The following is a 14073-nucleotide window of genomic DNA, read 5'->3' as shown; positions in this document are numbered from 1 at the left end:
AAAGTTATCCGATGCATTAGTTGTATGAATTTATCTCTCCGCAAGCGTTTGCCTTATGAAAATCAAATTAAACTAATGTGAATGAATGTTTGAAAAATAACCTTTTATTAATATTGATGCACATGATGATTGGTTTGTGGCACCAAAACTAATTAATAAAGTCATCACTTTAAAGTGATGTGTTTTTGCATCGATTCGATGATTTGTGCGGTCATTCCCCAGATGAAATGTTGCTGATATGGAATAGCAAACACACGATGGCTGGCTTTTCTTAGCTTAAATTTTTCACTAAAGAGTTTATCTGGATTCAAAATGTGGCTGGCGGGTACTTCGAAAACTTCTGCGACTTCGTTTGGGTCGATACGAGTCATGTAGTCTGGTGAAACAAAAGCCAAAAACGGCGTGACATTAAATTGGCTAATGGTTGGTAGCTTGGGTAGCTGTCCGAACACGCTAATGTGTGATGTAGGTATGCCGATCTCTTCTTCCGTTTCTCGAATCGCAGTGTTCACTAGATGGGTATCTTGAGGCTCATACTTGCCACCAGGAAAGCTGATTTGCCCCGGATGGTGTTTTAAATGCGCTGCTCGTTTAGTCAAAATGACGCTGAGGCCTTCTTTGCGTTCGACAAAACCGATCAACACGGCGGCGTCTCGCAAAGTCTCTTCTTTCAAGTGTGCGAGGCGCCCCAGAGATTCTTTATGGTATCCGGTTGGAAGCTGCAGCTGAAAGCTTTGTAGCAGGGTAGATTTATCAATAACCAAAGTTGCTCCCTCTCTTTAATGACGCATGCGTTTCGTATGATGCGAAGAACATATTAATTTGAAACTTATAGCGTTATACACCATTCTTTATTTTAAGACGTCACTATAAGGTTAGCTGAAGACGATGAAAGGGATAATATTCACTGAGTTCATGGAGTTAGTCGAGGACAAGTTTGGCTTGGCAGTTCTAGACCAAGTCTTGGACCTTTCTAACGATGAAGGCATCTACACCTCAGTTGGCAGTTATGATCACCGAGACCTCGTCAAGTTGATCGTTAACCTCAGTAAAGTCTCTGACATTCCGCCAGAAAAGCTTCAAGAAGTGTTTGGTGAGTGCGTATTTCAAAATCTACTTAAGTCCATTCCAAATCATGCCAGTCTTCAACAGTGCACCACCACGTTCCAATTTGTGCGCCATGTAGAAGACTTTATTCATGTCGAAGTGAAAAAGCTTTACCCAGACGCCAACCCACCGCAATTTGATTTTATTAATGAAACAGAATCAGAAATGGTGTTTGATTATCGAAGTGCACGCTGTATGGCGCATGTTTGTGTCGGCCTGATACAAGGTTGTGCGAACCACTTCAATGAGAGTGTCGTTGTCAAACATCAAAACCAATCGGATGACGGAAGCCAAGTACGTTTTTGGCTGGAGGTTCAATAAGGCAATATGACGGGAAGTTCCTCACTAGAAAGGAAACTCAAACGAGAAGTCGCGTCAAGAAAAGCGGCAGAAACACTGTTAGAGCAAAAGAGCTTAGAGCTGTATGAGTCCAATCAGCAACTGAGTGTCGCATTGAAAAAACTCGAGATGAAGTCTGAGAACGACTTACGTAAATTCGAGTTTGAAGAACAAATCGATGCAACGCTGATCAAGTTTGGACGAACGTTCCTTTCTAGCACCTTTGATGAGACCATGATTGCCAGTTTCTTGGAGCAACTGACATCAAACTCGGTGGTTTCCGGTGCCTACTTATCTTTGAGCCAAGAGCATCTCTCATCTTTGCGTCGCCATCAATTTGGCCATCTCGTGCTCGCTCATGAAAATGCGATACAAACCAAGCCTCATTGGATCGAGAATCGCCTCTATTTACCGATCATTATTGACTCAGCGATCTTGGGTGAGCTGATCTTTTCTGTCGCTCTTGATCAAGTCGATCAAGAGTTCACTTCCAAACAAATGGTTTTGGTTTCCGATCTGGTGCATGGCGTCATCAGCCGACATTTGAGCTTAGAGCGAGAGGTCGAGCTGCGTAAGCGGGCAGAAGCGTCTGAAAAAGCAACCAAAGAATTTGTCGCGATGATCAACCACGAGCTCCGTACTCCGTTAAATGGTGTGTTGGGCAGTGCAGAGTTGCTGAGCAAAACCGAGCTGGGGGAGGAACAGCAACAATACCTTGGTAACTTGATTCAATCCGGTGATTTACTTCGTGTCATCATCAATGACTTGCTCGATTTCAGTAAAATGAACGCAGGTATGATGGAAATCATCGATAAAGTTTTTGCTTGGAAAGATTTAGAAAATGCATTGACCGGTGTGTTTGCAGCGAAAGCCGCGGAAAAGCGGATACATTTTTCCATCGACAAGAAGTTCGGCATACCAGAGTTCCTCATCGGCGACTTTGAACGGATCACGCAGATATTGGTGAATTTGATTGGTAATGCGATTAAGTTTACCAACTTGGGTGGGGTTGTGCTGCGTGTGGAATGGCAAAATGGCTATGCAAACTTTGAAGTAGAGGATACGGGTATCGGTATCCCACTGGAGGCACAAAAAGCCTTGTTTGACCCTTTTGTTCAAGCCGACCGTTCGACCAAGCGCAGCTTTGAAGGTTCTGGTTTGGGTTTGGCTATTTGTAAGAACTTGGTGGATTTGATGGGCGGTGACATCAGTTTCGCCAGTGTGCCCCGTCAAGGCACCATTTTTAAACTTAAGATTCCTCTCAAACAAGGGGAGGCTCAGGGGAGGGGTTCTGGTGATGTGTCTGATGGTAAGCATATTGAGCTTGCAGGACGTTCTGTGCTGGTGGTGGATGACATTCGTATGAACCAAGTGATCGTCACCCAAATGCTCAAGAAGCTCGATATCAAGCCAGATCTGAAAAACAACGGCCTAGAAGCGGTCGACGCAGTTAAAGCAAATCAGTACGAACTGATATTTATGGACTGCCGGATGCCAGAGATGGACGGTTATGAAGCGACGGTGCATTTACGAGAAAATGGGTTTACCAAGCCGATCATTGCGCTTACCGCCGGGACAACTTTGGAAGAGAGACAAAAGTGCATTGAATCTGGAATGAATGACATACTCACCAAGCCTTATACCGCTGCGGATATTGAACAGATCATGTGTAAATGGCTCGACGAATAATGCACAAGGCCCCTTGATCAGCAACAAACAATGATCAGCAAAAAGCAATGATCAGTAAAAAACAATGATTAACAAAAACTAGCGATAAACAAAAACGGCTCTGTCATTAATGCAGAGCCGTTTCTCTATATACTTAAAAGCGCTGTAAGTTACTTCAGCGCAGGTAAGATCTTAGATAGCTTATCTAGCGTCTCTTGATATTCTGCTGCACAATCACTGTCTGCAACAACGCCGCCGCCAGCCCAAGCGTAGAGCTTGCTATCTTCCGCAACCAGAGTACGAATCGTGATGCTGGTATCCATACGACCATGGCGTGAGATATATCCAATGCTGCCACAATAAGCGCTACGACGATGCGGCTCGAGCTCTTCAATAATTTGCATCGCACGAACTTTTGGAGCACCAGTAATGGACCCCCCAGGGAAGCAAGCTCGTAGCAAGTCTGCGGCGCTGTACTGGGTATCCAGATCTGCGCGAATGGTGCTAACTAAGTGATGGACCGCTGGGAAGCTCTCGATATCAAACAGCTTTGGTACATGAACGCTACCCGGTGAAGCAACACGACCAATATCGTTACGCAATAAGTCGACAATCATCAGATTTTCGGCCTGATCTTTTTCTGCCGTTTGCAAGTCATGGGCGTTGGCTTGGTCGAGCTCAGTATTTTGACTACGTGGACGTGTGCCTTTGATTGGCTTGGTTTCAATGATGTTGTCTTTCAGTTCCAAAAAGCGCTCTGGTGACACGCTTATGATTGCTGAATTAGGCATGCGAATAAACGCAGAAAAAGGGGCTTGGTTAGCTGCTTCTAACTTGGTGTAAGCTTGCCACTCACTTCCTTGGTACGAAGCGTTAAAACGTTGAGCCAAGTTGATTTGGTAACAGTCGCCACTCAACAAATATTCTTGAACGCGATCAAAACGCGAGGCGTAAGAGTCTTGCGTCATGTTCGATTGCCAATCGCCAATCAGCTTGAAGTCTTCAACATCATCTGGAGATTGTGAATTAAGCCACTGCCATGCTTGTTCAATGTTTTGGCCTACAACACACGCTTTTTCTAGTTTGTGGTCTACTACCAGTGCCCATTCATACAACCCTACAGCCATGTCTGGCGTTTGAAGGTCTTTGCTTGCAAGTTCTGGCATAGATTCAACACGGCGTCCTAGATCGTAACTGAAATAACCCAGCGCACCGCCGACAAACGGCAGATCCCACTCTGTGCCTAACTCAAGGTTTGGCAAAAGCTGCTGTTGAAGCTCGTCCAATAATAAGAACGGATCTTGTTGGGAAAGGTATTGTTGCGATTCTGTTTTAATGCGCGTATCGCCAGCGACGGTCTCCAGCGTTGCGATTGGATTGGCAACCAATACATCAAATCGGCTGTCGATGTGCGTCTCAGAAGCCGAACGCAAAAGCATTGCCCAAGGTTGGCTTTCGATACGAGAAAATAGAGTAATAGCGAGGTCGTTGGCGTATTCCAATGCCTTAAAATCAAGCAATTGCGTATCCATGTTGTTCATTTGTTTAAATTGTGACAAAGAGTTCGTTCACTGCATGGCATGTCATGGGCAGCAAGAGTATCATATTCGCCTGTATAGCCAAACTACCTCTATACAAAGGCTTGGAGGTGGTTTTACTATAAAGAAGGCGACTTCAGTTACTCGTGTGTCGATATCAGCCGTTCGACAATTTGTTCACATAAAACGAAGCTCATTTATGAGCAATAAGCTCAACAAACACGATAGAAGCCAAGCCGATAATGGAAGCAAAGCATAACAATAATGAGGCATGCAATGACGGTAATACGCACGCAGGATGTCATCAGCAGCGTTGCTGATGCGCTACAGTATATTTCTTACTACCACCCGCTAGACTTTGTTCAAGCCCTTGAAAAAGCCTACCACCGTGAAGAGAGCCAAGCAGCGAAAGACGCTATTGCTCAGATCCTAATTAACTCCCGTATGTCCGCAGAAGGCCACCGACCGATCTGCCAAGACACCGGCATCGTCACCTGTTTTGTGAACATTGGTATGGGCGTCCAATGGGACTCAACCGACATGACAGTACAGCAAATGGTGGATGAGGGCGTTCGACAGGGGTACACAAATCCGGATAACCCATTGCGTGCCTCGGTTCTGATGGACCCAGCAGGTAAGCGAATCAATACCAAAGACAACACGCCAGCGGTTGTACATATCAACATGGTGCCAGGCGATAAAGTTGAAATTCAAATCGCAGCCAAAGGCGGTGGTTCTGAAAACAAAACCAAGATGGTGATGCTAAACCCGTCTGATGACATTGCAGAATGGGTAGAGAAAACACTACCAGCAATGGGTGCAGGTTGGTGTCCACCGGGCATGCTTGGTATTGGTATCGGCGGTACCGCTGAAAAAGCTGCGGTATTAGCAAAAGAATCTCTGATGGAACACATCGACATTCAAGAACTGATCGATCGTGGTCCTCAAAATGCGGAAGAAGAGCTTCGTCTTGATATCTTCAACCGTGTAAACAAGCTGGGTATTGGTGCTCAAGGCCTAGGCGGTTTAACAACGGTTGTTGACGTAAAAATCAAAACCGCGCCAACGCATGCCGCATCTAAGCCTGTGTGCTTGATTCCGAACTGTGCAGCGACTCGTCACGTGCATTTCACTCTTGATGGTAATGGTCCAGCAGAGCTAACGCCACCGAAGCTAGAAGATTGGCCAGATATCACTTGGGAAGCGGGCGAGAACACACGTCGCGTGAACCTAGATACCGTGACCAAAGAAGAGGTTCAAGAGTGGAAAACCGGTGAAACGGTTCTGCTGTCGGGCAAAATTCTAACTGGTCGTGATGCTGCGCATAAACGCATTCAAGGCATGCTAGAAGCGGGTGAAGGTTTACCTGCTGGCGTTGATTTCAAGGGTAAGTTCATCTATTACGTTGGCCCGGTTGATGCCGTCGGTGATGAGGCCGTAGGTCCTGCTGGCCCAACAACCTCAACACGTATGGATAAGTTCACAGACATGATGTTAGAAGAAACAGGCATTATGGGCATGATCGGTAAAGCAGAGCGCGGTCCTGCAACAGTTGAATCTATCAAGAACCACAAAGCGGTTTACTTAATGGCAGTTGGCGGCGCGGCGTACCTCGTTGCAAAAGCGATTAAGAAAGCACGCGTGGTGGCGTTCGAAGATTTGGGTATGGAAGCAATCTACGAGTTTGAAGTTGAAGATATGCCAGTAACGGTGGCTGTGGATTCAAATGGCGCGAACGCTCACCAAATTGGCCCAGATACTTGGAAAGTAAAAATCCAAGAAATGGAAGCGTAAGCTGCTGCCCTGTCAGGTTACAGTGTTTCGTCACTAGGCTTACTATGAGCTTTGCATTATTGAACATTAGGCGAACGTCTCAATTGAGAGAATGTGACAAAGTGCTGATTTACCTAGCAAACATTTGACAAAAGTGCAGCGAAAGCTGCACTTTTTGTCTATATACTCAGATATAAACTAATAGGCATAGCAAATCTCGTTGTTATGCTGACCATAATTAGGAGACGGCATGCCTCGTTTTATTCAAATTCTACAAATAGTTCTTGCTGTTGTGATTGGTAGCTTTGTTGGCTACGACTTGATTCTTCACGGCATCAGTATCTTCGACGAAAAATACGTCACCATCACTTGTGTATTATGGCTGATCCTAGAAATTGCCTTGTTCGTGATCTACAAGTTGATTGAAGACGATTAGACTGGACCGAAAGTCGTTAAGATCTCTAAGCCTCTGAAATTCTCAGGGGCTTTTTCGTTTTTGGAAAAAGGTTTTGCAGTGAATACTTTGTTCATCTTTGATTAAGGTTGGTAAAATTACACTGCGTAGCAAGAATTGATGAGATAAATAAAAAGTATGAAAAGAATAACGCAAGAAGTGAATGACTTTATCAGCCGTGGCATGGACTCCAACGTTCGTATTGCCGTAACGGGGTTATCGCGCGCAGGTAAGACTGCTTTCATTACTTCTCTGGTTAATCAATTACTGCATACCGCCACTCATGACAACTTGCCGCTACTCAATGCTGCTCGTGACAAACGCTTAATTGGCGCCAAACGTGAGCCGCAAACCAACATGATGGTACCGCGTTTTGCCTATGATGATGCGATGAGCCAAATTCATGCTATGCCACCACAATGGCCAGTGCCGACGCGCGACGTAAGTGAAATTCGACTTGCGCTGAAATACAAGCCGAACAAAACCACCAAAAAGCTATTGAGCAAAACCGCGGTACTGAATGTCGACATCATCGACTATCCGGGTGAGTGGCTATTGGATCTGCCTTTGCTCGATATGGATTTCGCGACGTGGTCACAGACGCAATTTGAGGCGTTGAAAGGACAACGTAGTGAGCTTGCAGCCGATTGGCTGGCTGAATTGGATACGCTAGATTTAAATTCAGAGCTGAATGAAAAACAGCTCGAGAAAATTGCCAAGGCTTACACAGACTACTTACACGCATGTAAAGACAGTGGCTTACATTGGGTTCAGCCAGGTCGATTCGTCTTGCCGGGTGAGCTTGAAGGGGCGCCAGTATTGCAGTTCTTCCCATGTCGATTTGACGCAGATACGAAGCCAGTTAAAGGCAGTAACTTAGCAATGCTTGAAGCGCGTTATCACGAATATCAGCAGAAGGTGGTGAAGGCGTTCTATAAGCATCACTTTGCGACCTTTGATCGCCAGATTGTGCTGGTGGATTGCTTACAACCCCTGAATGCGGGTGATGAGGCGTTTTACGATATGCGCCAAGCGCTTGAACAAATCATGCACAGCTTCCGATATGGTAGAAGCAGCTTTTTGCGTCGCTTGTTCTCACCAAAAATCGACAGAGTATTGTTTGCTGCGACAAAAGCTGACCACGTGACACCGGATCAACATCCGCATTTGGTCTCCTTACTTCAACAAATGGTGCATCCAGCATGGCAGACCGCAGCGTATGAGAATATTGAAATGAGCTGCATGAGCATTGCTTCGATTCAAGCGACGACATCGGGTTTTATTGCATCGGGAGATAAAACCGTGCCTGCCCTCAAAGGGACGACGCTCGATGGCGAGTCGATGACAATGTTCCCCGGTGAAGTGCCGAAGAAGTTACCTAATGCGGCTTATTGGCAAAATAGTGGCTTTGATTTTACTTCTTTCCGTCCGATGCCTTCAGAAACGGATGAGCCGATGAAACACATTCGCCTCGACAAAGCATTGGAATACCTATTGGGAGACAAATTGAAATGAGCGAACTAAAACAAAAACAAGTCTTCAAAGAAAAAGTGATGCACAGTGAGGAAGAGGACGTATCCCCAGAGTTGAATGCGCAGAAGACGTTCTCTGAAAAAGAGACCTTCATACCCGTTGAGATTGAAGAGCAACAGGAAGAGACAGAGCAAGAGTTGCAGCTCGAACAAGTCATTCGCCCTAAATCTGGCCGCAAATGGCTGACAACGGGTCTCTTTGCCACCTTTGCCGGTTTAGTTGGCTGGCAAGCGGTTGATTCTGTGATTACCGCTATACAAACTGCTGATTGGCTAGCGCTTGGTTGGGCTGGCTTTATCACTACCATCGCGTCTTTTGGTTTAGGCGCGTTAGGCAAAGAGTTATGGAAGCTACGCAAACTGCGTAATCACTTTAGTGTGCAAGAAGAGAGTGAAGCGCTTATCGATAGCGAAAGCGTCGGCAAGGGCAAAGCATTTTGTGAAAAAGTCGCGGAGCAAAGTGGTGTACTGGCAGAAAACCCAGGTTTTGACCGTTGGAAAAACAGCGTAAACCCAGCTCACAGTGACGCTGAAATTCTAGAGATGTACGATGCCATGGTCGTTAGCCAGCAAGATAAGCTCGCAACTAAAATTGTTTCGCAGCACGCAACCGAATCCGCAGCTTTGGTGGCCGTTAGCCCGTTGGCAGCTGCTGACATGTTGCTGGTGGCATGGCGTAACTTCAAAATGATCGACAATCTTTCTAAAGTGTATGGCGTGGAGCTTGGCTACGCTTCTCGAATCAAACTGCTCCGCTCTGTGTTCGTGAATATGGCGGCAGCGGGTGCGAGTGAGCTCGCTATTGATGCCAGCATGGATTTGATGTCGATGGATCTCGCCGGAAAAATCTCCGCACGAGCAGGGCAGGGACTCGGTGTAGGGATCTTAACCGCTCGTCTTGGTCTAAAATCTATGGCGCTGCTTCGTCCTTTACCTTGGTACCCAGAGCGTCAGGTGAAACTCGGTGCGATTCGCAAAGAGGTTGTGGCGAAAGTTGCATCAATCACGATGAAACCGTAACCAATATCACCTTTGACAGTGAGGATTGCTTGACGCCATTCCAAGCTTGGGAGAAACTACTGTCAACTTTTCCTGACAGTTGTGAATTGGGATATTTTCAGTGCGTCTTGAAGTCTTTTGTGAAGATAGACTCGGTCTTACCCGAGAACTGCTCGATATTTTAGCGTCTAAAAGCATCGACTTACGTGGTATCGAAATTGATATCAGTGGCATCATTTACCTAAACTGCCCAGATATCGACTTTGATACCTTCAGTGAGTTGATGGCTGAGATCCGCCGTATTCCGGGGGTCAAGGACGTACGTAAAATCCAATTTATGCCAATGGAGCGCCATAATACAGAGCTGCTTTCTTTGGTGGATAATCTTCCTGATCCTGTGTTTGCTATCGACCTCAAAGGTGCGGTCGATATGGCGAACATGGCGGCACTGTCTCTGCTTGGTCAGCACAAACAAGATGTGATCGGTACGCAAATTGGTATGTTGTTGCCGAGCGTGCGCTTCTCTCGTTGGTCTGAAGGCGTTAATGCACGCACTCGCGAAAGCCTAGTGATTGATGGCTTGGACTACATCCTAGAGTTGATGCCGGTATACATCAAAGACGAAGCACAAAACTCAACTTTAGCCAGCACGCTGATGACGATTCGTTCTAGCCAACATGGTGTGCAAATCGAAGAGATTTTGCCGCTCAACAACCAGTTAGGCTTTGAGCACTTTGTTGGATTATCCAACCGCCACAAAGCGTTAATGAATCAAGCGAAGAAATTGTCCGTTCTCGATCAACCATTATTGATTGAAGGTGAAACGGGTACTGGTAAAGAAATGTTGGCCAAAGCTTGTCACAGTCGTTCTGGCCGTGCGAGCAAGCCGTTCCTTGTATTGAGCTGTGCTTCCATGCCGGATGATGTGGCTGAAACTGAATTGTTTGGTCATGCGCCGGGTTCATTTAATCATGAACAAGGTCACAAAGGCATTTTTGAACAAGCCAACGGCGGTACGGTTTTCCTTGATGAAATCGGTGAGATGAGTTCGCACCTGCAAATCAAACTGCTGCGCTTCTTACAGGACGGTAATTTTCGTCGCGTGGGCGCGGAAGATGAAATGCACGTTGATGTTCGTATTATCGCTTCGACTAAACATAACTTGGCAGAGCTTGCTGAAGCCGGCAAGTTCCGTGAAGACTTATATTATCGCCTAAATGTCCTCACTTTGAACATTCCACCTTTACGCAAGCGTTCGAACGATGTCGCACCGCTACTAGACTTATTTGTCATGAAGCACGCACAGCAGCTTGGTATCGATAAGCCAGAGTTAGATGGAGAGCTGGTGGATGCGTTAGCGAACTACCAATGGCCGGGCAACATGCGTCAATTGGACAACATGGTTCTGCGTGCGTTGACCGAGATGGATGGACATATCCTCAAGGCCGATAACTTCAACTTACCTCAGCCACAAGCTATGGGCGGCGGTAGCGCAACATTGAACCTTGATGGCTCGCTTGATGAGATCATGCGTGATTACGAATCGCAGATTTTAGAGCGTTTGTATCAATCATTCCCATCGAGCCGTAAGCTCGCTAAGCGTTTAAATGTGTCTCATACGTCTATTGCAAACAAATTGCGTGATTATGGTATTCGTAAAAGTTAGGACATTCGTCGTAAAGTTAAGGTATCCGCACAAACGGGCTATCCGTAAATGAATCCAAAATTAAATGGACGTTGTTATTTATAATGGAAGATAAGAGTTCCTCAATCGCCGTTCACAAGTTGGACGGCGACTTGCTTCTACGTACTGCAGAAATTGGCGATGCCGATATGATCGCAGAGTATTTTCAGGCTAATCGAGCGTATTTGGCACCATTCGAGCCAAAACGAGAAGAGGCGTTCTACACCGTCAATGGTTGGTTGCAAAAACTGATTAAGTTAAATGAGCTTCACCGCCTAGGGCTTGGTTACTATTGCCTACTTGTTCATGCCGAATCTGGTAAAATGCTCGGCACGCTCTCTTTCAGCAACCTGACTCGATTTCCATTTCATGCCTGCAACGTGGGTTACTCCCTTGCAGAAGACGCGCAGGGAAATGGCTATATGCGTCGCGCGTTAAAAATGGCCTGTGATTACATGTTTGATGTGCAAAAGATACACCGAATTCAGGCGGGCTATATGCCACATAACAAGCGCAGTGAGGCGGTACTACAGCATGTCGGGTTTGAAAGAGAGGGGTACGCAAAGGATTATTTGTTGATCGACGGTGAATGGCGAGACCATGTGCTGACATCGTTGACCAACCCAAACTGGACAGCAGAGGCTCGATAAATGGAAAGATTGGAAAAGCAGTTAGCGCTTATTATTGAACTGGACCAACTGAAAAGCGTACTTCGTCGTACTCGTGTAAAGAGTGCAGATCGACGCTTAGAGAATAGTGGCGAGCACAGTTGGCACGTTGCATTGATGGCGGTATTAATGCAAGAGCACGCAAATGCACCCATCGATATTGCTCGAGTTATGAAAATGCTGCTTATCCATGATGTCGTAGAGATCGACGCAGGCGATACCTTTGTTTATGATGTCGCAGCTTCAAAAGAGCAAGAAGAAAAAGAATTAAAAGCCGCAGAGCGTTTGTTTGGTATGTTGCCGAGCGATCAAGGTGATGAACTGTTTGCTCTGTGGAAAGAGTTTGAGGCGGCACAAAGTGATGATGCGAAATACGCTAAAGCGTTAGATCGCCTTATCCCGATGCTACTCAACTACCATAACGATGGTCAAAGTTGGAAAGAACATGGTGTCACGCGAGAGCAAGCGTTAACCATCAATAAAAGAATTGAATTTGGTTCTGTCACGCTATGGGACAAAGCTAAAGAACTGATTGAAGAAGCCACCGAGAAAGGTTGGCTGAAGTCGTAAGAAAGGAGACTGAATGTCTTATTTGCCTTTGGACGAATACCAAAGAAAATGGATTTTTACTCACCAGTCAATGCCAATGCCAGAGGAAGAGCTCGAGTTTATCAAGCCGATGAGCCAAGCCCGCGCAGCGCAGTTCTGGAAAGAGAATATTAGTGCCCAAAGTCCGGATATGGACCGTTTGAGCTCGTCAGACTGGCCGATGAAAGAGTCGAACTGGTCCGAAGAAGTCGATTGGATGGCGGCTTGGGAAGCCGATGAACCTGAGCTACCGGAAGAGGTCGCAGCGTTTATTGATTGGCAAGACGATGTGACGGTGTACTTTTGTTATGAGAAGTACAACGTAATTGAGACAAAGTGGTCTACCTTCAAGAAACACTGGAAGAACTTCCTGTTCTATGACGATGGGCCAATTCTAATCGGTCGACGTCGCGCTCAAGCACTTTGGTTTGATTCTAAAGGTAACGTCAAACTGGGCGAGCGTCACTAAGACGTTATATTGTTAAAGCCACCGAGTTACGTCTAATAACTCGGTGGCTTTTGTGTCTCTATAGGTTTGATAAGGGACTTAATACACCTCCTGCGCCGCGTTCGATCACGTGGGTGTAGATCTGAGTCGTTTTCACATCGGTATGCCCAAGTTGCTCTTGGACGGTTCGTATGTCGGCTCCTGACTCAAGAAGGTGGGTAGCAAAGCTGTGCCTAAGCGTATGGCAAGTGACAGACTTTTCTATTCCCGCGTCTTTTGCCGCTCGTTTGACAGCCCTTTGTATCGCACTCTCATTGACATGATGCCGCCTAAACTCACCAGTATCTGCATCTATACTTAATTTGGTTGATGGGAAGAGAAAGTGCCAGTTGAAATCCAATTCTGCGCCAGGGTACTTCCTTCGAAGTCCATCAGAGATATAAACACCAGCATAACCGCCCATATGACGGTCTTTCTGATAATAATCTCTCGTTATATTGACCTGTGCTTTTAGTGGTTCATGTAGCTCTTTCGCTAATGTGACCGTTCTATTCTTACCACCTTTTCCTTGCCACACTCTAAGCGCACCGTAGTCGTAATCAATATCTTGAATTCTTAGTCGTAAGCATTCCATGATTCGCAGGCCAGAACCATACAATAGTTGAATATGGAGTTTGTATTTGGGGTCAATATGCTGAACAAAGCGTCTCACTTCGTCTCTTGTTAACACAACGGGCAGTTTTTTCTCAGTGAGTGATTTTTGAAATCTCATATTCAATGAAAGTGGCATCTGGAAGTACTCTCGATATAAAAATGAGATGGCGTTTAATGCAAGTGCCTGCGTTTTCACTGCTACCTTTTCATCAATGGCAAGATGACTTAGAAAGCGTTCAACATCGTCTTCACAAAGTTTGGAAGGGTGAGCTAGCTGGTGGAAGACAATGTAGCGTTTGATCCAAAACAGGTAGGTTTCAATGGTTTTCTTCGCATAGTGACGCGAGATCATATGCTCTTTGACGCTAAGTAAAAACTGACTTTTCATTTTCTAATTTGACTGGTTGTTTATACAGTTTTATAAACTTAGCCTCTCATTAAGAATTAGGCGTCACTTCGCCATCTAATTGCGTGTGTGAGCACACAGATTCATACTGATTTTCTATTTGTTTCATAAAGATAAGTGCTAGCATGCATACTTTCTTTTGGAATGAAAGAAGGTGGTAGGCTGCCTGAAAGGTGGCAAAAGGCCGTATAGAAAGCGTTATTTCCGCAACGGAT

14 protein-coding genes are annotated in these 14073 nt (G+C 45.8%); 10 read left to right on the top strand and 4 right to left on the bottom strand.

Annotation, left to right across the window (positions count from 1 at the left end; genetic code table 11):
- Nucleotides 1–164 precede the first annotated feature (164 nt).
- A complete protein-coding gene (locus tag KIO97_RS02050) occupies nt 165–764 on the bottom strand; it encodes a CoA pyrophosphatase (protein ID WP_285380764.1) in 600 nt (199 codons plus the stop codon).
- 124 nt (nt 765–888) lie between these two features.
- Between KIO97_RS02050 and KIO97_RS02045 the strand changes: the two genes are divergently transcribed.
- Together KIO97_RS02045 and KIO97_RS02040 are read left to right on the top strand one after the other, a co-directional pair.
- Nucleotides 889–1428: a heme NO-binding domain-containing protein gene (locus KIO97_RS02045; RefSeq protein ID WP_285380762.1), complete on the top strand. Its 540-nt coding sequence runs from the start codon at nt 889–891 to the stop codon at nt 1426–1428.
- 6 nt (nt 1429–1434) lie between these two features.
- Nucleotides 1435–3135, top strand: a complete 1701-nt coding sequence (locus tag KIO97_RS02040) for an ATP-binding protein (RefSeq protein ID WP_285380760.1) — start codon at nt 1435–1437, stop codon at nt 3133–3135.
- Nucleotides 3136–3284: 149 nt separating this feature from the next.
- Here KIO97_RS02040 and pabB read toward each other — a convergent pair whose 3' ends face one another.
- The gene (pabB, locus tag KIO97_RS02035) at nt 3285–4655 is read right to left on the bottom strand and encodes an aminodeoxychorismate synthase component I (protein WP_285380969.1); all 1371 of its coding nucleotides are present in this window, start codon (nt 4653–4655) and stop codon (nt 3285–3287) included.
- Between the two features lie 273 nt (nt 4656–4928).
- Here pabB and KIO97_RS02030 point away from each other — a divergent pair, with 273 nt between their 5' ends.
- From KIO97_RS02030 to KIO97_RS01995, 8 genes are all read left to right on the top strand, one after another.
- The gene (locus KIO97_RS02030) at nt 4929–6446 is read left to right on the top strand and encodes a fumarate hydratase (protein ID WP_255900077.1); all 1518 of its coding nucleotides are present in this window, start codon (nt 4929–4931) and stop codon (nt 6444–6446) included.
- Nucleotides 6447–6675: 229 nt separating this feature from the next.
- Nucleotides 6676–6861: a hypothetical protein gene (locus KIO97_RS02025; protein WP_005433708.1), complete on the top strand. Its 186-nt coding sequence runs from the start codon at nt 6676–6678 to the stop codon at nt 6859–6861.
- A gap of 156 nt (nt 6862–7017) precedes the next feature.
- Nucleotides 7018–8394 carry a YcjX family protein gene (locus KIO97_RS02020; RefSeq protein WP_285380757.1) on the top strand — a complete coding sequence of 459 codons (1377 nt, stop codon included), beginning with the start codon at nt 7018–7020 and terminating at the stop codon, nt 8392–8394.
- Nucleotides 8391–9431: a YcjF family protein gene (locus KIO97_RS02015; RefSeq protein ID WP_285380755.1), complete on the top strand. Its 1041-nt coding sequence runs from the start codon at nt 8391–8393 to the stop codon at nt 9429–9431. The genes KIO97_RS02020 and KIO97_RS02015 overlap by 4 nt, the downstream gene beginning before the upstream one ends.
- A gap of 100 nt (nt 9432–9531) precedes the next feature.
- Complete coding sequence (gene tyrR, locus KIO97_RS02010; protein ID WP_285380753.1) at nt 9532–11076, top strand: transcriptional regulator TyrR; 1545 nt, start codon at nt 9532–9534, stop codon at nt 11074–11076.
- 83 nt (nt 11077–11159) lie between these two features.
- Complete coding sequence (gene rimJ / locus KIO97_RS02005; RefSeq protein WP_285380751.1) at nt 11160–11744, top strand: ribosomal protein S5-alanine N-acetyltransferase; 585 nt, start codon at nt 11160–11162, stop codon at nt 11742–11744.
- Complete coding sequence (locus tag KIO97_RS02000; RefSeq protein WP_045378761.1) at nt 11745–12332, top strand: HD domain-containing protein; 588 nt, start codon at nt 11745–11747, stop codon at nt 12330–12332.
- A gap of 13 nt (nt 12333–12345) precedes the next feature.
- Nucleotides 12346–12819 (top strand): DUF2947 domain-containing protein, encoded by a 474-nt coding sequence (locus KIO97_RS01995; RefSeq protein ID WP_005434054.1) that lies wholly within the window; start codon nt 12346–12348, stop codon nt 12817–12819.
- Between the two features lie 58 nt (nt 12820–12877).
- Here KIO97_RS01995 and KIO97_RS01990 read toward each other — a convergent pair whose 3' ends face one another.
- A complete protein-coding gene (locus KIO97_RS01990) occupies nt 12878–13840 on the bottom strand; it encodes an integron integrase (RefSeq protein WP_050910327.1) in 963 nt (320 codons plus the stop codon).
- A gap of 49 nt (nt 13841–13889) precedes the next feature.
- Nucleotides 13890–14073 (bottom strand): hypothetical protein (locus KIO97_RS01985; RefSeq protein ID WP_285380750.1); only part of this gene is annotated, 184 nt, incomplete at its 5' end.

The sequence above is a fragment of the Vibrio sp. B181a genome (assembly GCF_030248375.1).
Classification (GTDB): Bacteria; Pseudomonadota; Gammaproteobacteria; order Enterobacterales; family Vibrionaceae; genus Vibrio; species Vibrio campbellii.
This window is presented reverse-complemented; position numbering and strand designations above follow the sequence as displayed.